The sequence below is a fragment of the Klebsiella sp. CN_Kp066 genome (assembly GCF_040065135.1).
In the GTDB taxonomy this organism is placed as follows: domain Bacteria; phylum Pseudomonadota; class Gammaproteobacteria; order Enterobacterales; family Enterobacteriaceae; genus Klebsiella; species Klebsiella oxytoca.
Genome location: NZ_JBEAIU010000059.1, coordinates 20,956 through 39,911 on the forward strand (window position 1 = coordinate 20,956; position 18,956 = coordinate 39,911).

General features: G+C 54.2%; 16 protein-coding genes. 14 read left to right on the forward strand and 2 right to left on the reverse strand.

The annotated features are described in order from the left end of the window. Window positions 1-340: 340 nt before the first annotated feature. Window positions 341-2,101, reverse strand: a complete 1,761-nt coding sequence (gene ycaO, locus ABLV75_RS26005; protein WP_004100686.1) for a 30S ribosomal protein S12 methylthiotransferase accessory factor YcaO — start codon at window positions 2,099-2,101, stop codon at window positions 341-343. A gap of 114 nt (window positions 2,102-2,215) precedes the next feature. Here ycaO and ABLV75_RS26010 point away from each other — a divergent pair, with 114 nt between their 5' ends. From ABLV75_RS26010 to ABLV75_RS26075, 14 genes are all read left to right on the forward strand, one after another. Next, window positions 2,216-2,908 carry a DUF421 domain-containing protein gene (locus ABLV75_RS26010; protein ID WP_004100689.1) on the forward strand — a complete coding sequence of 231 codons (693 nt, stop codon included), beginning with the start codon at window positions 2,216-2,218 and terminating at the stop codon, window positions 2,906-2,908. A 186-nt stretch (window positions 2,909-3,094) separates the two neighbouring features. Further along, on the forward strand, window positions 3,095-4,183 hold the full coding sequence (gene serC, locus ABLV75_RS26015) for a 3-phosphoserine/phosphohydroxythreonine transaminase (RefSeq protein ID WP_004100691.1): 1,089 nt from the start codon (window positions 3,095-3,097) through the stop codon (window positions 4,181-4,183). Window positions 4,184-4,255: 72 nt separating this feature from the next. Then, window positions 4,256-5,539, forward strand: a complete 1,284-nt coding sequence (gene aroA, locus ABLV75_RS26020; protein ID WP_004100699.1) for a 3-phosphoshikimate 1-carboxyvinyltransferase — start codon at window positions 4,256-4,258, stop codon at window positions 5,537-5,539. A gap of 147 nt (window positions 5,540-5,686) precedes the next feature. Beyond that, window positions 5,687-6,454, forward strand: coding sequence for a M48 family metallopeptidase (locus tag ABLV75_RS26025; protein WP_004100700.1), 768 nt, complete (start codon window positions 5,687-5,689; stop codon window positions 6,452-6,454). A gap of 171 nt (window positions 6,455-6,625) precedes the next feature. Then, a complete protein-coding gene (gene cmk / locus ABLV75_RS26030; protein WP_004100701.1) occupies window positions 6,626-7,309 on the forward strand; it encodes a (d)CMP kinase in 684 nt (227 codons plus the stop codon). A gap of 136 nt (window positions 7,310-7,445) precedes the next feature. After that, window positions 7,446-9,119: a 30S ribosomal protein S1 gene (gene rpsA, locus ABLV75_RS26035; RefSeq protein WP_004100702.1), complete on the forward strand. Its 1,674-nt coding sequence runs from the start codon at window positions 7,446-7,448 to the stop codon at window positions 9,117-9,119. Between the two features lie 150 nt (window positions 9,120-9,269). Continuing rightward, window positions 9,270-9,557 carry an integration host factor subunit beta gene (gene ihfB / locus ABLV75_RS26040; RefSeq protein ID WP_004100704.1) on the forward strand — a complete coding sequence of 96 codons (288 nt, stop codon included), beginning with the start codon at window positions 9,270-9,272 and terminating at the stop codon, window positions 9,555-9,557. A gap of 215 nt (window positions 9,558-9,772) precedes the next feature. Beyond that, entirely contained in the window at window positions 9,773-12,037 is a 2,265-nt protein-coding gene (locus tag ABLV75_RS26045; protein ID WP_004100708.1) for a ComEC family protein, read from the forward strand. Between the two features lie 36 nt (window positions 12,038-12,073). Beyond that, window positions 12,074-13,822 carry a lipid A ABC transporter ATP-binding protein/permease MsbA gene (gene msbA / locus ABLV75_RS26050; RefSeq protein ID WP_004100709.1) on the forward strand — a complete coding sequence of 583 codons (1,749 nt, stop codon included), beginning with the start codon at window positions 12,074-12,076 and terminating at the stop codon, window positions 13,820-13,822. After that, window positions 13,819-14,799: a tetraacyldisaccharide 4'-kinase gene (gene lpxK, locus ABLV75_RS26055; RefSeq protein WP_004100710.1), complete on the forward strand. Its 981-nt coding sequence runs from the start codon at window positions 13,819-13,821 to the stop codon at window positions 14,797-14,799. Before msbA ends, lpxK begins: the two co-directional genes overlap by 4 nt. A 46-nt stretch (window positions 14,800-14,845) precedes the next feature. After that, window positions 14,846-16,075: a winged helix-turn-helix domain-containing protein gene (locus ABLV75_RS26060; RefSeq protein ID WP_032734373.1), complete on the forward strand. Its 1,230-nt coding sequence runs from the start codon at window positions 14,846-14,848 to the stop codon at window positions 16,073-16,075. Between the two features lie 52 nt (window positions 16,076-16,127). Beyond that, complete coding sequence (gene ycaR, locus ABLV75_RS26065; protein WP_004100713.1) at window positions 16,128-16,310, forward strand: protein YcaR; 183 nt, start codon at window positions 16,128-16,130, stop codon at window positions 16,308-16,310. After that, window positions 16,307-17,053: a 3-deoxy-manno-octulosonate cytidylyltransferase gene (gene kdsB / locus ABLV75_RS26070; protein WP_004100715.1), complete on the forward strand. Its 747-nt coding sequence runs from the start codon at window positions 16,307-16,309 to the stop codon at window positions 17,051-17,053. Before ycaR ends, kdsB begins: the two co-directional genes overlap by 4 nt. A 142-nt stretch (window positions 17,054-17,195) precedes the next feature. After that, the gene (locus ABLV75_RS26075) at window positions 17,196-18,089 is read left to right on the forward strand and encodes a YcbJ family phosphotransferase (RefSeq protein WP_004100717.1); all 894 of its coding nucleotides are present in this window, start codon (window positions 17,196-17,198) and stop codon (window positions 18,087-18,089) included. On the opposite strand, the gene elyC is transcribed toward ABLV75_RS26075, so the two are convergent. Further along, on the reverse strand, window positions 18,066-18,845 hold the full coding sequence (gene elyC / locus ABLV75_RS26080; RefSeq protein ID WP_016808060.1) for an envelope biogenesis factor ElyC: 780 nt from the start codon (window positions 18,843-18,845) through the stop codon (window positions 18,066-18,068). The two genes, ABLV75_RS26075 and elyC, sit on opposite strands and share 24 nt — an antisense overlap. Between the last annotated feature and the right edge of the window lie 111 nt (window positions 18,846-18,956).

Here is an 18,956-nt window from a genome sequence, read left to right on the forward strand (position 1 = left end):
ATTATAGAAGGGAATTTGATGTAGATCATATCCTACCGGAACTATAGGCCCTTTTAGTGTGTGGAATTGATGTTTTTTATATCTAATTATTTGATTTTTAACGAAAAAATAAATTTTAAATTTTACAAATAATGTTGATTATTTTCATTTTACCCCCGTTTTTCGGTTAATTAAAATGGGGTATTTTTATTAAATATTAACAATATTTGCGGCACCATTTTATTATTTCTCACCACTAATTAACTTTATGGCTACAACCTGGTTGCGGGTTGTGGAAAACATAAAAAAAGGGGGCCTATTTGCCCCCTCATCATACGGTGATTCAGGCAGTAAAGTGAGCTTATTTACCCCAGAATACAGCTTTTGCGCGCTGTAGCTTTTCGTAGGCTTTCAGTAGCGACTGGTGAGCCGGGAAAGCGAGCAGATCGCTGTCTACTGCCTGCAGCCCATAGAACGGTGCTTCTCCGCTAAGCGCGGCGCTGGCGGCTTCAACGGCATCGGCGCCGTACATGCGTACGAAAGCGTTGAGATACTGCAGTGGCTGACGCTCCTCTTCCTGGCTCAGCAGCAGCAGAGTTTGCAGGCAGCGGTAGTAATTAGCGCGTTCGGCGCTAAAGATTGAGGCATTAAATTCCATGGTCCACTCGGTCCAGATCAAGGCCTGCTCGAGATCGCCGCCCGCCAGCGCCAGCATTGCTTTTAGCTCGCCAATGCGCAGCGTATACCAGCCGTTGTCTTTACCGGTCGCCAGACCGAGCAGTTCGCGCACACGGGTGAAATCATCAAGGCCTTCATCATCCATTTGCTCGATAAGCGCCAGATAATCTTCTTTTTCCCATTCGCTTTCCGGCAGAGAAAGAATCGTTTCCCGCAGAGGTGCGCCCATGCTGTTATTCGCCAGCCAGAGGTCTTCCGCCGGATAGATATCAGACATGCCCGGAACAATTATCCGGCAGGCGTAGACGCTAAGGTGTTCGTAATCGGCGATGTAAACTTCTTTATCTTCTTGTTTAAAGATAGCCATCAGGGTGGCGAACTCTTCCTCCGTGGTGCCGGAGAAGCTCCAGTCCACGAACGGGTAGTCGGCATCCTGCTTAAACATATCCCAGGAGATCAGGCCGCTGGAATCGATAAAGTGCGTTTCAAGATTCGCATGTTCGGCGACTTCTTCATCATCAAAGGTTGGCGGCGTGAAGACGTCGAGATCTTTCAGGCTGCGGCCCTGCAGCAGTTCGGTAACGGTACGTTCCAGCGCCACGCCGAAATCAGGATGCGCGCCAAACGAGGCGAAACAGGTGCCGTTTGCGGGGTTAAACAGCACAACGCAGATAACCGGATATTTGCCGCCGAGCGAACCGTCATAAGCGAAAATCGGGAAACCTTCGGCCTCCAGCTTGTTGATGGATTCAACCACGCCCGGATAGCGCGCCATCACCTCCGCCGGGATCTCCGGGAGGCTGATACTTTCAGCGATAATGCGGTTTTTAATATGGCGTTCGAACACTTCCGAGAGGCCCTGAACGCGGGCTTCGTTGCGGGTGTTGCCCGCGGACATTCCGTTAGAAACGTAGAGGTTGCCGATGATATTCATCGGAATATAGACCGTTTCGCCATCTGACTGACGGGTGAACGGCAAACCGCAGACGCCGCGATCGTCATTACCAGACTGCAGATCGACCAGCATGCTGGCGGTTAACTGATCGTCAGGATCGTAGAATGCGCGCAGGCGGGCATCCAGCAGGCCTTCCGGTACTTCGTCATCGTCGGTTAAAGGGAACCATTTTTCATTCGGATAGTGAACGAAAGGCGCGTTGGCGATGGTCTCGCCCAGCCAGAAGTCGGCAAAAAAATAGTTAGTCGAGAGACGCTCAAAGTACTCTCCAAGGGCCGAGGCCAGCGCGGCTTTTTTGGTGGCGCCTTTGCCGTTGGTGAAGCACAGGGCGCACTCTTTATCGCGGATATGCACTGACCAGACGTGCGGTACCGGGTTGAGCCATGAGGCCTCTTCAATATCAAATCCGAGGTCGTGCAACTTCTGCTGGAAGCGAGCGATGGAATCTTCCAGGGCGGCATCTTTGCCGGGAATAAACGTTTGAGTCATGGCAGTCACTTTTATCGTACGTAAAGCGCGCAATGATACGGGTTTTATATGACAGGTGCTATCTCCATCGTCTGGCTATGCTTATGTCACTCAATAACTGTTCAGGCGTTAACCATGAAGACATTTGACTGGCATCGTATGGCACTGGATAAAGTGCCCGTGGAGTTTCTGGCCGAGGTGGCACTGCGTAGCCTCTATACCTTCGTCCTGGTATTTATTTTTCTTAAGATAACCGGGCGGCGTGGCGTTCGCCAGATGTCTCTTTTCGAAGTCCTCATCATTTTGACCCTCGGTTCGGCGGCAGGTGACGTCGCGTTTTATGATGATGTTCCCATGCTGCCGGTACTGGCGGTATTTATTACCCTGGCTCTGCTGTATCGATTGATTATGTGGCTGATGGGGCATAGCGAAAAACTGGAGGACTTGCTGGAAGGTAAGCCGATTATTGTTGTGGAGAACGGCGAACTGGCCTGGGAGAAACTGCAGGCGGAAAATATGACCGAATTCGAGTTTTTTATGGAACTGAGAATCAGCGGGGTTGAGCAACTGGGTCAGGTACGGCTGGCCATTCTGGAAACCAACGGCCAGATCAGCCTTTATTACTATGAGGATGAAGATGTTAAAGCCGGGCTTTCCATTCTGCCTTCCCGTTTTACCGATCGTTTTATCACCATACCTCACGATGATGAGTACGCCTGCGTTCGCTGTAGCGCAATCCTTACGCTACGAGCTGGGGATAAACAATTATGCCCTCGCTGCGCAAATGCAGAATGGTCGAAGGTCAGTCGGGCAAAAAGAGTCACCTGACAGCAATTATGTCGGTTTTATGACGTCAAGCTGGCAGATTCTTTTGTGTGACCGAGTCCGCATTTCCCCCAGGCTCAGTTTTAGCCATTGCGGTGCGTGTCACTGAATGATAAAACCGATAGCCACAGGAATAACTTATGCCCGCGACGGTTCGCGGGTAAATAACATAGCAAGTGGTGAGGGGAAATGGCTCAGGTCTATAACTTCAGTTCAGGCCCGGCAATGCTGCCGGCGGATGTACTCAAACTGGCGCAAAAGGAGCTTTGCGACTGGAACGGTTTGGGGACGTCGGTGATGGAAATCAGCCACCGTGGTAAAGAGTTCATCAAGGTGGCTGAAGAGGCGGAACAGGATTTTCGCTCCCTGCTCAATATTCCTTCCAATTACAAAGTCTTATTTTGTCACGGCGGCGGTCGCGGACAGTTTGCTGGTATCCCGCTGAACCTGCTGGGTGATAAAACCGTTGCCGACTACGTTGATGCCGGCTACTGGGCAGCCAGCGCGGTTAAAGAAGCGCATAAATACTGCAAACCGAACGTGATTGACGCCAAAATCACCGTTGACGGCCAGCGCGCGGTTAAACCGATGAGCGAATGGCAGCTGACTCCGGGCGCGGCCTATCTGCACTACTGCCCGAACGAAACTATCGATGGTATTGCCATTGAAGAAACGCCTGATTTTGGCGACGATGTCATCGTGACGGCGGATTTCTCCTCGACTATTTTGTCTCGTGAAATTGACGTAAGCCGTTATGGCGTAATCTACGCAGGCGCGCAGAAAAACATCGGTCCTGCAGGTCTGACGCTGATTATTGTGCGCGAAGATCTGCTGGGTAAAGCCAGCATAGCCTGCCCGTCGATTCTTGATTACTCCATCCTGTCTGCCAATGACTCTATGTTTAACACGCCGCCGACGTTTGCCTGGTACCTCTCCGGCCTGGTGTTTAAGTGGCTGAAAGAGCAGGGCGGCGTTGCCGCTATGGATAAAATCAACCAGCAGAAAGCCGACCTGTTGTATAGCACCATCGATAACAGTGGTTTCTATCGCAACGATGTCGCTGCGGCGAACCGTTCGCGCATGAACGTGCCGTTCCAGTTGGCCGATAGCGCGCTTGATAAACTGTTCCTCGAAGAGTCGTTTGCCGCTGGTCTGCATGCGCTGAAGGGCCACCGCGTAGTGGGCGGCATGCGCGCTTCCATCTATAACGCCATGCCGCTGGCGGGCGTGAAGGCGCTGACCGACTTTATGCAGGACTTCGAACGCCGTCACGGCTAATCGCTGTCGTGTTTTTCATCCCCGCAGCTCGTCTGCGGGGTAATTATTCTGTTTGTTTGAGAGTTGAGTTTAATGGAATCCCTGACGTTACAACCCATCGCACGCGTAGATGGCACAATTAACCTGCCCGGGTCCAAGAGTGTTTCTAACCGTGCTTTGCTACTGGCGGCATTGGCCCGCGGCACGACGGTGCTGACCAATCTGCTGGATAGCGACGATGTACGCCACATGCTGAATGCCCTGAGCGCGCTGGGAGTTCATTACACCCTGTCTTCCGACCGTACCCGCTGCGAAGTCACCGGTAACGCCGGCCCACTGCACGCGGCTGAAGCATTAGAACTGTTCCTCGGTAATGCCGGAACGGCCATGCGTCCGCTGGCGGCGGCGTTATGTCTGGGGAGTAACGATATTGTGCTGACCGGTGAGCCGCGAATGAAAGAGCGGCCGATTGGTCACCTGGTTGACGCGCTGCGTCAGGGCGGGGCGCAGATTGATTATCTGGAGCAGGAGAATTACCCGCCGCTGCGCCTGCGCGGTGGTTTCAGCGGTGGACAGGTTGAAGTGGACGGCAGCGTTTCCAGCCAGTTTCTGACCGCGCTCCTGATGACCGCCCCGCTGGCGCCTCAGGATACCGTCATTGCGATTAAAGGCGATCTGGTATCCAAACCTTATATTGATATTACGCTGCACCTGATGAAAACCTTTGGCGTTGAGGTTGAAAATCAGTCTTATCAGCGATTTATCGTGCGCGGCAATCAACACTATCGCTCGCCGGGCGATTATCTGGTTGAAGGCGACGCCTCCTCGGCATCCTACTTCCTCGCCGCCGGAGCCATTAAAGGCGGGACGGTAAAAGTCACCGGTATTGGCCGCGATAGCGTGCAGGGCGACATTCGGTTTGCCGATGTGCTGGAAAAAATGGGCGCAACCATTACCTGGGGCGATGATTATATCGCCTGCACGCGCGGCGAACTGAACGCCATCGATATGGATATGAATCATATCCCGGATGCCGCGATGACTATCGCCACGGCCGCCCTGTTCGCCAAAGGCACCACGACTCTGCGCAATATTTATAACTGGCGCGTCAAGGAGACTGACCGCCTGTTTGCTATGGCCACTGAGCTGCGTAAAGTGGGAGCTGAAGTTGAAGAAGGGGAGGATTTCATCCGCATCACTCCGCCTGCGAAGCTCCAGTTCGCTGAAATCGGCACCTATAACGACCATCGTATGGCAATGTGTTTCTCGCTGGTGGCGCTTTCCGATACGCCGGTCACCATCCTTGATCCGAAGTGTACGGCAAAAACTTTCCCGGACTACTTCGAACAGCTGGCGCGAATCAGTACGCTGGCCTGATTCACGCGAATTTAAGGTGAAAACGCCGACCCTCGGGTCGGCGTTTTTTTATGTCTGCTTGTCGGGCGGAAAACTAAATGCTAGCCTTGGTTGCTTGTAAATACAGGATTTATAAGCATTTAATATGCTAATCAATGGATGATTGATATGAGAAATACAAAAGTAATGCTGGCTTTAGCGGTTTCCGCCACGTTGTTGGCAGGTTGTAAAAATATGCAGGGGGTGGACACCAATGCCCTCGTAAGTTCAGGGATGACGGCCTACAAAGCGGCAACGCTTTCTGACTCTGAAGTCAAAGCGCTTTCCGACGATGCCTGTAAGCAAATGGATAGCGAAAATAAAAAGGCCGGCGCTTCAAGTAAGTACACCAAGCGTCTGAATAAAATTGCCAAAGCGTTAGGTAATAATATCAACGGCACCCCGGTAAACTATAAGGTTTACATGACATCAGACGTCAACGCCTGGGCAATGGCCAACGGCTGCGTCCGCGTCTATAGCGGCCTGATGGACATGATGACCGATAATGAAGTTGAAGCGGTTCTGGGCCATGAGCTGGGCCACGTAGCGCTGGGACATTCGCGCAAAGCGATGCAAACCGCCTATGCGACCATTGCCGCGCGTGATGCAATTTCAGCCACCAGCGGAGCGGCTGCAAGCTTGTCTAAATCTCAGCTGGGCGATATCGCAGAGGGAATGATTAACTCCGCTTTCTCCCGCTCTCAGGAGTCCGATGCTGATGATTTCTCCTACGATCTGCTGAAAAAGCGCAACATCAGCACTCAGGGGCTGGTGGGCAGCTTCGACAAACTGGCCAGCCTTGACGCCGGCCACAGCAAATCTCTGTTCGATTCACACCCGCCTTCAGCTGAACGTGCGCAGCATATCCGCGACCGTATTGCTGAAGATAAAAAGTAAAACTGCCTCATCTTCCGGGCTGATGCTCTATCAGCCCGCTATAATTGCACAATTCTTCCGCATTAGATTTCCAGTTATCCGTAATTTACAACCAATGCTCACTTTCCGTCGAAGAGATGCGTATAATGCGCGGCGTTTATATATTTATGCGCCTTGCTAAAGGAGAAAAAGATGACGGCAACAGTTCCGGTAATCACCATTGATGGGCCTGGCGGTGCGGGCAAAGGCACGTTATGCAAGGCAATGGCAGAAACGCTGGGCTGGCATCTGCTGGATTCTGGGGCGATTTATCGCGTTCTTGCTCTCGCTGCTCTGCATCACCATGTTGATGTTGAATCCGAAGAGGCGCTGGTGCCGCTGGCCGCGCATCTTGATGTCCGTTTTGTCTCCACTGACGGTAGCCTGGAAGTCATTCTGGAGGGGGAGGACGTTAGCGCGGAAATCCGCACTCAGGATGTGGCCAATACGGCCTCTAAAGTCGCCGCTTTTCCGCGCGTGCGCGAGGCATTGCTGCGCCGTCAACGAGCCTTCCGTGAGCTGCCCGGTTTGATCGCTGACGGACGCGATATGGGAACCGTGGTATTCCCCGATGCGCCGGTGAAAATTTTCCTTGACGCTTCCGCGGAAGAACGTGCGCATCGCCGCATGCTTCAGTTGCAGGAGAAGGGCTTTAGTGTTAACTTTGATCGCCTTTTATCCGAGATAAAAGAGCGCGACGACCGCGATCGCAATCGTACAGTGGCGCCGCTTATCCCGGCTGCCGATGCCTTAGTTCTTGATTCCACAGAACTAAACATTGAGCAAGTGATTGAAAAAGCGCTACAATATGCGCGCGAAAAACTGGCTTCCGCTTAATCTTATCGTCGATAAAGCACAATAGCCTGCGAATTATAGCAGTACCCCGCAGCAACGGACTGTTAGCGGGTATGTTAAACAACCCCATCCGGCATGGAGCCTGGTGGACGTTAAATATGAAACCTGAAGATTAAACATGACTGAATCTTTTGCTCAACTATTTGAAGAATCCTTAAAAACAATCGAAACCCGTCCGGGTTCCATCGTTCGTGGTGTTGTTGTTGCTATCGACAAAGACGTAGTACTGGTTGACGCCGGTCTGAAATCTGAGTCTGCCATTCCGGCAGAGCAGTTCAAAAACGCCCAGGGCGAGCTGGAAATCCAGGTTGGTGACGAAGTTGACGTTGCTCTGGATGCAGTAGAAGACGGCTTCGGTGAAACCCTGCTGTCCCGTGAGAAAGCTAAACGTCACGAAGCTTGGATCACGCTGGAAAAAGCTTACGAAGACGCTGAAACTGTAGTCGGTATTATCAACGGCAAAGTTAAAGGTGGCTTCACTGTTGAGCTGAATGGTATTCGTGCGTTCCTGCCGGGCTCCCTGGTAGACGTTCGTCCGGTGCGCGACACGCTGCACCTGGAAGGCAAAGAGCTTGAATTCAAAGTCATCAAGCTGGACCAGAAACGTAACAACGTCGTTGTTTCTCGTCGTGCCGTTATCGAATCCGAAAACAGCGCAGAGCGCGATCAGCTGCTGGAAAACCTGCAGGAAGGCATGGAAGTTAAAGGTATCGTTAAGAACCTCACTGACTACGGTGCATTCGTTGATCTGGGCGGCGTTGACGGCCTGCTGCACATTACCGATATGGCATGGAAACGCGTTAAGCATCCGAGCGAAATCGTAAACGTTGGCGACGAAATCACTGTTAAAGTGCTGAAGTTCGACCGCGAACGTACTCGTGTATCTCTGGGCCTGAAACAGCTGGGCGAAGATCCGTGGGTAGCTATCGCTAAACGTTATCCGGAAGGTACCAAACTGACCGGTCGCGTGACCAACCTGACTGACTACGGCTGCTTCGTTGAAATCGAAGAAGGCGTTGAAGGCCTGGTTCACGTTTCCGAAATGGATTGGACCAACAAAAACATCCACCCGTCCAAAGTTGTTAACGTTGGCGATGTAGTGGAAGTTATGGTTCTGGATATCGACGAAGAACGTCGTCGTATCTCCCTGGGCCTGAAGCAGTGCAAAAACAACCCATGGCAGCAGTTCGCGGAAACCCACAACAAGGGCGACCGTGTTGAAGGTAAAATCAAGTCTATCACTGACTTCGGTATCTTCATCGGCCTGGACGGCGGCATCGATGGCCTGGTTCACCTGTCTGACATCTCCTGGAACGTTGCAGGCGAAGAAGCAGTTCGTGAATACAAAAAAGGCGACGAAATCGCAGCAGTTGTTCTGCAGGTTGACGCAGAGCGCGAGCGTATCTCTCTGGGCGTTAAACAGCTCGCAGAAGATCCGTTCAACAACTGGGTTGCACTGAACAAGAAAGGCGCAATCGTAAACGGTAAAGTGACTGCAGTTGACGCTAAAGGCGCAACCGTAGAACTGGCTGACGGCGTTGAAGGTTACCTGCGCGCTTCTGAAGCTTCCCGTGACCGCGTTGAAGATGCCACCCTGGTTCTGAGCGTAGGCGACGACGTTGAAGCTAAATTCACCGGCGTTGATCGTAAGAACCGTGCAATCAGCCTGTCTGTTCGTGCGAAAGACGAAGCTGATGAGAAAGATGCCATCGCAACTGTTAACAAACAGGAAGATGCAAACTTCTCCAACAACGCAATGGCTGAAGCTTTCAAAGCAGCTAAAGGCGAGTAATCTTAGTCTTTCGGGTTACAACAACCTGAATTATGACGAGTTTACTTGACAGATTACAGGATTCGTCCTGTAATCAAGCACAAAGGGCGGCTACGGCCGCCCTTGTTTAAGCTGTTAGCTAATTTTGCCTTGAAGGAAACCGGAGGAATAATGACCAAGTCAGAATTGATAGAAAGACTTGCCAGCCAGCAATCTCACATTCCTGCGAAAGCAGTGGAAGATGCTGTTAAAGAAATGCTGGAGCATATGGCCTCAACGCTTGCTCAAGGCGAGCGCATTGAAATCCGCGGTTTCGGCAGCTTCTCTCTGCATTATCGAGCACCCCGCACCGGGCGTAACCCAAAAACTGGCGATAAAGTTGAACTGGAAGGTAAGTACGTTCCCCACTTTAAGCCGGGCAAAGAATTACGCGACCGCGCCAATATTTACGAAGAGTAAGTTTCGCTGAGCGGCGACAACATACTTAAACGTTAAAAAAGCACCTTTGGGTGCTTTTTTTATGCCTTTAAAGCTGTACTGGAAGTTGCCTCGCAAAACGTCAGTTCTTTTGCGTTAACAGAGAAAGTTCTCTGGATTGCGCAATCCACTTCTTTTCTGTCCTCAAAGACACTTTCTCAATTTAGCGCAACACTCCCTCTGACAGGGAGGTGCTAATGCGTTTACCACAACTTGCTGGCTGTGTGATTATCGGCATTCTGCCGCTGCTCTGGTTGCCCGATTTGCCCGAGCGTTCGGTTACCTGGGGACTGATGCTGCTGGCGCTGCTTATTGCGCAATGTCGCCGTAGAGCTGCGCAATACGCGGCATTGATAACGCTGTTTTTTGTCTGGGGAGTACTCAGCGCTCGCCAGGCCCTATGGCCGACACAGACGTTAACAAACGGGAATCGTCAGGTTGAGGTTGTGCTGACCGCAACAGATGGGCAGACAACTCATCAGGGCAGAATTGTCCGTCTGGATGGGCGACGGCTATTTCCCGCGCCAGGGGTAAGCCTCTACGGTAATTATTTGCCTGAACCGCCCTGTGCAGGGCAGGTTTGGGCCATGACGCTACGCGCGCGTCCGGTACATGGTCAGCTCAACGAAGGCGGGTTTGACAGCCAGCGCTATGCGCTATCACAGCATCGTCCGTTAACCGGACGCTTTATCAGCGCTGAAGTTCGCGAGCGAAACTGTAGTGTACGAGCGCGTTATCTGGCCTCGCTCAATCAAACCCTGGCGGAACTGCCCTGGCAATCGGTGATGCTGGGGTTAGGCATGGGGGAACGTCTGGCGATCCCTCGCGAGATAAAGATCCTGATGCAGGAAACCGGTACATCGCATCTGATGGCGATCTCAGGGTTACATATCGCGTTAGGAGCCACTCTGGGCTGGTTGCTGCTAAGGGGTTTGCAGTTCTTTCTTCCGTGCCGTTGGCTGGGCTGGCGGGCGCCGCTGCTTACTGGCCTGGCGAGTGCTATTTTTTACGCCTGGCTAACCGGAATGCAGCCGCCCGCGCTGCGCACCTGTGTTGCCCTGATCGTTGGCTGCGCGCTGCGGCTATCCGGGAAACGCTGGTCGCCATGGCAACTATGGCTCTGCTGCATTGGTGCAATACTGTTTGCCGATCCGCTGGCAGTGTTGTCAGAAAGCCTCTGGCTATCGGCGTTTGCCGTTGCGGCGCTTATCTTCTGGTATCAGCTGGCCCCGATGCCTGGCGGTAAAAGGTGCTGGCTGCTGCGCCAAAGCCTCGCGTTATGTCATCTGCAGATCGGCTTGATGTTTTTACTTGCACCTTTACAGATTGCTCTCTTCCACGGCATCAGCTTAACGTCGGTGCTGGCGAATTTGATTGCCGTGCCTCTGGTGACTTTTATCGTTGTTCCGCTGATTCTGACCGCCATGTTTTTACACCTCTGTGCTCCGCTCACCATTGAGATGGTGATATGGCAATCAGCAGACCGTATCCTGGCGGCGCTATTCGGGTTCCTGCGGCAGCTGCCGCCCGGCTGGCTCGAGCTGGATGCTCGCTGGCTTGGGATAAGCCTGCTGCCGTGGCCGGCGTTAATTCTCTGGCGTTTTCATGCGTGGCGCACGTTGCCGGCGTTTTGTTTAGCATGTCTCGGGCTATTAAGCTGGCCATTCTGGCGGAGTACGGCTACCAACGAATGGCGAGTCACCATGCTGGATGTCGGGCAGGGGCTGGCTATGGTGATTGAACGCCAGGGCGCGGCCCTTCTCTACGATACCGGACTCGCCTGGCCTGAGGGTGACAGCGGTGAGCAGATTATCATCCCCTGGCTACGCTGGCATCACTTGCATCTGGAAGGCGTCGTACTCAGCCACGAGCATCTCGATCACCGCGGGGGATTCAACTCGGTGTTAAAAGCATGGCCTCAAATATGGATACGAAGCCCTTTAGGCTGGGCGGGCCATTTAGCATGCCAGCGCGGTGAGATCTGGCAGTGGCGAGGTTTAACCTTTCGTGCGTTCTGGCCGCTGCCCGGCGCGACAAAGCAGGGGAATAATCGCTCATGCGTGGTGCGTGTTGATGACGGCAAGCACAGTATCCTGCTCACCGGGGATATCGAAACGCCAGCGGAGCAAGCGATGATTAGCCACTACTGGCAACATCTTGCGTCTACACTTATCCAGGTTCCCCATCACGGCAGTAATACGTCGTCCGGGACCGCCCTGTTGCGCAGCGTTGGCGGGGAGGCTGCGCTAGCTTCTGCTTCCCGCTATAACGCATGGCGTATGCCGTCAACCAAGGTGAAACAGCGCTATCGAAACCAGAATTATCAGTGGTTCGACACGCCGCATCAGGGGCAAATTACGGTTATTTTTTCCGCGGATGGCTGGCAAATCCATAGCTTACGGGATCAAGTTTTACCGCGATGGTATCATCAGTGGTTTGGCGGGAACGTTCAGAACGGGTAGAATATGCGGCTATTTCAACACAAGCTGGTTTATTGAATGCAGAACGATAAAGATCTTTCCACGTGGCAGACCTTCCGCCGACTCTGGCCGATTATAGCGCCGTTTAAACCCGGGCTAATCGTTGCAGCGGTAGCGTTAGTGCTTAACGCGGCTAGTGATACCTTCATGCTATCGCTTCTTAAACCGTTACTGGATGATGGTTTTGGTAAAACGGATCGCTCGGTGCTGATATGGATGCCGCTGGTGGTGATCGGATTGATGGTTCTGCGCGGCATCACCAGCTACGTTTCGAGCTACTGCATCTCGTGGGTGTCCGGCAAAGTCGTGATGACGATGCGCCGTCGTTTATTCAGCCACATGATGGGAATGCCGGTTGCATTCTTTGACAAGCAGTCCACCGGGACGCTTCTATCACGTATTACCTATGATTCGGAGCAGGTGGCCTCTTCCTCCTCCAGCGCGTTGATTACCGTCGTGCGTGAAGGCGCGTCGATTATTGGCCTGTTTGCGATGATGTTTTATTACAGCTGGCAGCTGTCATTGATTCTGATCGTTCTGGCGCCGATCGTGTCTATTGCTATTCGCGTGGTCTCGAAGCGTTTTCGTAATATCAGCAAGAATATGCAGAACACCATGGGCCAGGTGACGACCAGTGCAGAGCAGATGCTGAAAGGGCATAAAGAAGTGCTGATGTTTGGCGGTCAGGCCGTCGAAACCAAGCGCTTTGATAAAGTCAGCAACAAGATGCGTCTGCAGGGGATGAAAATGGTCTCCGCGTCCTCAATTTCTGACCCTATTATCCAGCTAATCGCCTCCCTGGCTCTGGCTTTCGTACTTTATGCGGCAAGCTTCCCGAGCGTAATGGAGACGTTAACGGCTGGTACAATTACCGTTGTCTTCTCCTCAATGATCGCGCTGATGCGTCCGCTAAAATCGCTGACTAACGTCAACGCGCAGTTCCAGCGCGGGATGGCCGCTTGTCAGACGCTTTTCGCTATTCTTGACTCCGAGCAGGAGAAAGATGAAGGCACGCGGGTTATCGAACGTGCGAAGGGCAACCTCGAATTTAAAAACGTTACCTTCAGATATCCGGGGCGTGAAGTCGCTGCGCTGCGCAATATTGACCTCAATATTCCGGAAGGGAAAACCGTGGCGCTGGTAGGACGCTCGGGGTCGGGTAAATCGACCATCGCCAGCCTGATTACGCGTTTTTATGATGTTGATGAGGGGCAGATCTTGCTGGACGGCCACGACCTGCGTGAATACACGCTGAGCTCTCTGCGCGATCAGGTTGCGCTGGTGTCGCAAAACGTCCATCTCTTTAACGACACCGTGGCGAATAATATCGCCTATGCCCGAACCGAAGAGTACAGCCGCGAGCAGATTGAAGAAGCGGCCCGCATGGCTTATGCCATGGACTTTATCAATAAAATGGACAATGGCCTGGATACGATTATCGGTGAAAACGGTGTTATGCTTTCCGGCGGCCAGCGCCAGCGCATCGCTATCGCTCGCGCCCTGCTGCGCAACAGCCCGATACTGATCCTTGATGAAGCAACTTCGGCGCTGGATACCGAATCAGAGCGCGCCATTCAGGCGGCGCTGGACGAACTGCAGAAAAACCGCACCTCGCTGGTTATTGCTCACCGTCTCTCGACGATTGAGCAGGCTGACGAAATTGTGGTAGTGGAAGATGGCCAGATCGTTGAACGCGGCAGCCATGCCGATCTGCTTGAACATAAGGGCGTTTACGCTCAGCTGCATAAGATGCAGTTCGGCGCATGATTGCGCGCATCTGGTCCGGCGAATCGCCTTTATGGCGGCTACTGCTTCCGCTCTCCTGGCTCTATGGCCTGGTGAGCGGATTAATACGGCTAAGCTATAAACTAGGATGGCGAAAAGTGTGGCGAGCGCCGGTGCCGGTAGTGGTGGTTGGCAATCTGACCGCCGGCGGCAATGGCAAAACGCCGGTTGTTGTCTGGCTGGTGGAACAGCTTCAGCAGCGCGGTATTCGCGTCGGCGTGGTGTCACGCGGCTACGGCGGAAAAGCCGCGAGCTATCCGCTGCTGCTTAATGTGGATACGCATACCGGGGAAGCGGGCGATGAGCCGGTGCTGATTTATCAGCGTACCGGCGCGCCGGTTGCCGTCTCGCCGGTACGCAGCGATGCGGTTCAGGCGCTGCTCGCCGCCAACGATCTTCAGCTTATCGTCACGGATGATGGTCTGCAGCACTATAAGCTGGCGCGTGACAAAGAGATTGTGGTGATTGACGGCGTACGTCGTTTTGGTAACGGCTGGTGGTTGCCTGCGGGTCCTATGCGCGAGCGCGCTTCGCGTTTGCGCAGCGTGGATGCGGTTATCGTTAATGGCGGTCTCGCCCGCCCGGGAGAGATACCTATGCAGCTTCGTCCCGGGCTGGCGGTGAATCTGCTGACCGGTGAACGCCGGGATGCGGCGGCGTTGGACAACGTGGTGGCGATGGCAGGAATCGGCCATCCGCCGCGTTTCTTCGCCACCCTCGAGAGCTGTGGCGTACGTCCGGTGAAAACCATCTCCCTGGCCGATCATCAGGCTCTGTCGCAGAGCGATGTCGCCGCGCTGGCGGCGCCGCAGCAAACTCTGCTGATGACCGAAAAAGATGCGGTGAAGTGCCGCGACTTTGCGCAGGCAAACTGGTGGTATCTACCGGTCGACGCGATAATGACTGACCAGCGCGCACAGCGCCTGCTCACGGATTTAGTGACGCTGGCGCAGCGCTAATTTCGCTTATCACCGCCTGCGCCGGAACCTTTTACGGAGAAGCTGCATGCCGGTATTGTCCCTCTCGCTTAAAGAAGCTCGCCATCTTCACCTGGCCGCGCAGGGGCTGCTGAAAAAGCCCCGCCGTCGCGCCAAACCCGAGGATGTTCTGCAAACCATTAAGCAGATGTCCCTGCTGCAAATCGATACCATCAACGTTGTTGCCCGCAGCCCTTATCTGGTGCTTTTCAGCCGCCTTGGCCACTATCCGCAGCGCTGGCTGGATGAGGCGCTTCGCGCCGGTGAACTGATGGAATACTGGGCACATGAGGCCTGTTTCTTACCGCGCAGCGACTTTTCACTGGTGCGTCACCGTATGCTGACGCCGGATAAAATGGGCTGGAAATACCATACCGCATGGATGACCGAGCACGCTCCGGCCATTCAGGAACTGCTGGCCCATATTGCCGAAAATGGCCCGGTTCGCTCGGCAGACTTTGAACATCCGCGTAAGGGCGCCAGCGGATGGTGGGAGTGGAAACCGCATAAGCGCCATCTTGAAGGTTTATTTACCGCTGGAGAGCTGATGGTTATCGAGCGGCGCAACTTTCAGCGCGTTTACGATCTCACGCAGCGGGTCATGCCGGACTGGGAGGATGAGCGGGATGGCCTCTCTCAGGAGCAGGCCGAAGCCATTATGTTACGCAATAGCGCACGCAGCCTCGGGATCTTCCGCGCGCAGTGGCTGGCGGATTATTATCGTCTACGTCGACCCTCGCTACCCCCGCTGCTGGCGAGCTGGCAGGATGAGGGGCTGGTGAAACCGGTAAACGTGGAAACCCTGGGGGAAATGTGGCTTCACCGTGATGCGCTGAAGCTGCTGGAGTCTTCACCCGGCGGCAGGCTCGCCGCCAGCCACAGCGCGGTGCTCTCGCCTTTCGATCCGGTGGTGTGGGATCGCAAGCGGGCTGAGCAGCTATTTAACTTCACCTATCGCCTGGAGTGCTATACGCCCGCACCGAAACGTCAGTATGGCTATTTCGTATTACCGCTGCTGCATCAGGGGAAGCTGGTGGGCAGAATGGATAGCAAAATGCATCGTAAAACCGGCGTTCTGGAAATTATCGCTGTGTGGCTGGAGGAGGGGGTCAAGGTGACCTCGGGACTCGAGAGCGGGCTAAAACGCGCCATTGATGATTTTGCCCTCTGGCAGGAGGCGACACGGGTGAGCTGCGGGAAGCTGCCGGCGGAACTTTTTGCCGGGCGGCAACAGGGTTGGGAAATTGACGCCGCCTGAGTCAGCGTATGATATGCTGCTAAAGAATCTATTCGGTCCATCTGGAGGAATCATGGATCACCGTTTACTTGAAATTATCGCCTGTCCGGTTTGTAACGGTAAGCTCTATTACAGCCAGGATAAGCAAGAACTGATCTGCAAACTCGATAGCCTGGCTTTTCCGCTGCGTGAAGGTATCCCCGTACTGCTGGAAACCGAAGCCCGCGCGCTTGCTGTAGAAGAGAGCCAGTCATGAGTTTCGTGGTTATCATCCCCGCGCGCTTCGCTTCTACTCGTCTGCCAGGCAAACCGCTCCAGGATATCAACGGCAAGCCGATGATTGTCCACGTCCTTGAGCGAGCCCGTGAATCCGGGGCCGAGCGTATTATCGTTGCCACCGATCATGCAGACGTAGCCCGAGCGGTTGAAGCCGCCGGCGGTGAAGTCTGCATGACGCGTGAAGATCATCAGTCTGGCACCGAGCGCCTGGCCGAGGTGGTTGAAAAATGCGCTTTCAGCGATGACACCATCATTGTGAATATCCAGGGCGATGAGCCGATGATCCCGCCCGCCATCGTGCGCCAGGTAGCCGAGAATCTGGCTGCCAGCACGAGCGGTATGGCAACCTTAGCGGTGCCAATCCACGATGCGGAAGAGGCGTTTAATCCGAATGCGGTCAAGGTTGTCATGGACGCAGCTGGCTATGCCCTCTATTTTTCTCGCGCCACCATCCCGTGGGATCGCGATCGTTTCGCTAAATCCCGCGAGGCTATCGGCGATTCGCTGCTGCGTCATATCGGGATCTATGGCTATCGCGCCGGTTTTATTCGTCGCTATGTTAGCTGGGCGCCAAGCCCGCTTGAACAGATCGAGATGCTCGAGCAGCTACGCGTGCTGTGGTACGGCGAGAAAATCCATGTCGCGGTGGCGGAAGTGGTTCCCGGTACAGGCGTCGATACGCCGGAAGATCTGGAACGCGTCCGCGCGGAGCTACGTTAATTTCCCTCCATCCCCTCCGCCAGGAGGGGATATCTTCAGGCCGTTTTTCCATACTTTTTACGTCAATTTTGATCTCACCCGATGACAACCCCGGCGCAGGCGCTCATTATGAAACCAGTAGTGTTCATAGGGGTAATCAGAAATGGAACAGTTGCGTACCGAGCTGAGCCACCTGCTGGGTGAAAAACTAAGCCGCGTGGAGTGCGTCAGCGAGAAACCCTCGTCGGCGCTGTGGTCGCTATATGATGCGCAGGGAAACCCAATGCCGCTGCTGGCGCGCAGCTTTACGACGCCGGGCGTGGCGCGTCAGCTGGCGTGGAAGATATCAACCCTCGCGCGAAGCGGTACTGTCCGTATGCCGGTGGTCTACGGCGTAATGACGCACGAAGAGCATCCGGGCCCAGATGTACTGCTGATCGAACGACTGCGCGGCGTTTCGGTAGAAGCCCCCGCCCGTACGCCGGAGCGTTGGGAACAGCTACAGGAGCAGATTGTTGAAGCGCTGCTGGCCTGGCACCGTCAGGATAGCGGCGGCTGCGTCGGGATGGTCGACAGCACTCAGGAAAATCTCTGGCCATACTGGTACCGCCAGCGTGTAGAGGTGCTATGGAGCACGCTGAACCTTTATCAGGATACCGGCCTGACGATGCAGGACAAACGCATTCTGTTCCGCACTCGCGAATGCCTTATGGATTTGTTTAAGGATTTCAATGATAACTGCGTGCTGGTCCACGGTAGCTTCACGCTGCGCAGCATGCTTAAAGATCCGCGCAGCGATCAGCTGCTGGCGATGGTAGGTCCGGGCATGATGCTCTGGGCGCCGCGTGAATATGAGCTATTCCGTCTGGTTGATAGCGGCCAGGAAGAGCAGCTGCTGTGGCACTATCTCCGCCGGGCGCCGGTAGCGGAAGCGTTTCTCTGGCGGCGCTGGCTGTATCTGCTGTGGGATGAAGTGGATAATCTGGTCAATACCGGACGCTTTGACCGCGTCCGGTTTGATCTGGCGGCTAAATCAATCCTGCCCTGGCTCGCCTGAAGATCCTTTCAGTCGCTGCCAGATGCGACCTAACGTTTCGTAACCAACCCGATCGCTATGCATTAGCCAGACCGGCGAGGGGATTGCCCGCTCCCATGGGTTGAGCGGTGACTCAATCGCCAGCTGGTTGGCCGGGGCGGGCAAGGGCGCCAGCCCGGCGCGGCGAAAGAAAATCATCGCCCGCGGCAGATGTGAAGCGGAAGTGACCAGCAGGAAAGGCGCATCGCCAATCGCCTCTTTCACCGCGGCGGCTTCCTCTTCGGTATCTTTGGGTTTATCGAGAACGATAATTTCGCTGCGCGGTACGCCCAGGGTCTCGGCTACCCGGGCACTGGTTTCCGCAGAACTTACCGGGTTGGTCTTCGCTCTTCCGCCGGTAAAGATCATTTTGGCTCCCGGATTTTCCTGCCACAGGCGGATGCCCTCCGTCAGCCGCGGCAGGCTGTTATTAATGAGATTTGAACTGGGCGCCCAGGCTGGATTCCAGGTGTATCCTCCGCCCAGTACGACGACGTACTGTACGCGCTCTTCTCCCCGCCACGTCGGGTATTTATCTTCAATCGGTTTGAGCAAACTATCGGCCACCGGTTGCAGGCTTAATAGCAGCAACAGCAGCCAGCCGAAGCTGACGCAGAGCTTGCCGGTGCGCTGGAAACGGCTAAACCACAGCAAGGCGATGCCGACCGCCATAAGCAACAGCAGCAGGGGAAGCGGCAGCATCATGCCGCCTAAAACCTTTTTCAGCGTAAAAAGCATACCCAACGGTTCCTTTTTTAACCATATAACCAAAGATATACCCGGATCTTACAACAGATCGCTTCATTCTCCGCGCGGGTATGACAAAATAGCGGCTTTGTGTTGGCTTGT